The 1,954-nt window shown below is 32.9% G+C and carries 1 protein-coding gene; it reads left to right on the top strand.

Annotation, left to right across the window (positions count from 1 at the left end):
* Positions 1-1,203 (top strand): DUF2326 domain-containing protein (locus tag V2H77_RS00750; protein WP_341497271.1); only part of this gene is annotated, 1,203 nt, incomplete at its 5' end.
* Positions 1,204-1,954: the final 751 nt, after the last annotated feature.

Here is a 1,954-nt window from a genome sequence, read left to right as displayed (position 1 = left end):
TATGAAAAAGAAAAAGCTCTGGAAGAGAAACAGACAACTGAAAAAGCAGTAAAGAAAGAGTTGGGGGGGTCGCTCGAAGACATCAGCAAAATTGAAGGCATTTTGCTATTAAAGAAGAAAGATGCGGAGAAGAAGCAAGAACTTCTTGATGCGTTTGATTTCCGACAACAAGACAAAGAGAAAACAAAAGTACTTGTTGAAGAGATAGATGAAGAGATCGCTAGTCTTAATCAAGAAAGATATTCATTAAATCAGAGTAGAAAGAAAATCCTAAAATCCTTAGAGGAGGATAAAATTTTATTCAATACTGAAGAAGCTGAAAAGCTTTTCAATGAAGCAGGGGTGCTTTTTAGCGGTCAGATAAAAAAGGACTTCGAACAGCTGTTAGGATTTAACAAAGCTATAACTGAAGAACGATTTGGATATCTGACTGAAGAAAAGTCAGAAATTGAAGACAAATTGAGAAGTATAAATACCAGACTAAACGAACTGGGAAAACGTCGCTCGAAAAATTTGTCATTCTTAAGTGACACAGAGGTTTTTTCCAAATATAAAACTCTCTCAAGAGAACTAGTTTCCCTACGTGCGGATATTGAGACTTTAGAGAGACAAAAGGCACATCTACACAAGTTGCAAGAGCTTAGAACTGAAATTCGAGCACTTTCCGAAGAGTGTAGTCATTTACAATCCAAAATTGAGGATAATGTTGAGTCTCAGAACTCAGATCAATCTAGCGTTTTCTCTCAAATCCGGCTCTATTTTAGTGAAATTGTTGATACTGTCATTAGCCGTAAGGCATTACTTAGTGTATCCCCGAATCGAGAGGGACACTTGCAATTTAAAGCGGAAATCCTTGATGAATCAGGCAACGCAACAAGTGCAGACTTAGGACATACTTATAGAAAGCTGCTATGTATCGCTTTTGATTTAGCAGTACTAAGAGTTCATAAAGATGAAAAATTTCCTCATTTTGCCTTTCACGATGGAGTATTCGAGTCTTTGGATAATAGAAAGAAAGAGAATTTATTGGCTATTTTACGTGATTACGTTGAACTAGGTATTCAGTCTGTTATCACACTAATAGATTCAGATCTTCCTACTAGATCTCCTAAAGAACTGCCAGTATTTGACAGTACAGAAATTGTTCTTCAACTGCATGACGAAGGAGAATCTGGTCGGCTTTTTAAGTTAAAAACCTGGTAAAAGTTATTGAGCTTTACTACCAGATACAGATAAGGCTGCTAGTTGCTTAGAGTGCTAGAAAGGAATCTTTGAACTATCTTTGCTCCACACTTTAAGTTAAACAATTATGCATCAACACAAAAGCTGATACATACATTGAACAAAATATTAGCAGCATGAATTTTGGTTACTATAAAGCGGTCATCGAAGGCAGTAATTTTATGACTTATTTGTCTGTATTTTTTTACTGATAAACTCAATATTTTATGACATAAATTATGACGACTTAGAGAGCATGCACTAAGCCAAGCGAGACGAGGTCTTCGAGCGTGTTTTATAATTTAAGCTATATTATTCACCAAGATTAAGGAGTTAGCTCATTAACTCAAGGATACAAACTTCATTACTCCTACACATTTATTCTATAAATGTTTTTCTCTGAAAGAATTAAATTAGATTTATTATATGAAATGTAAATGGCAATTATGAATAATTTAATTTATTTAAAATAACGAAATTTAATGTAAAATAAAAGTGTCTTTTTTATAAATAAAATAACAGTAAAATTCAATGTCAAAAATAATAATAAAATAATTATTAAAATTAAGTTATTTTGCAAAAAATACTCAATAAGAATAATTAAAATTTTTGTAACTAATAATTATTCAAAAAATATAACAACCAAAACTACCCCGACCTTGTGAATTGTTCCCAAAAAATTGAGCAACTTAAATCACTCGATCATCAAGATCTGAGCCCGGTATTTTACTAG

Origin of the sequence: Photorhabdus sp. P32, from assembly GCF_038085095.1 — a bacterium.
GTDB lineage: Bacteria > Pseudomonadota > Gammaproteobacteria > Enterobacterales > Enterobacteriaceae > Photorhabdus > Photorhabdus luminescens.
This window is presented reverse-complemented; position numbering and strand designations above follow the sequence as displayed.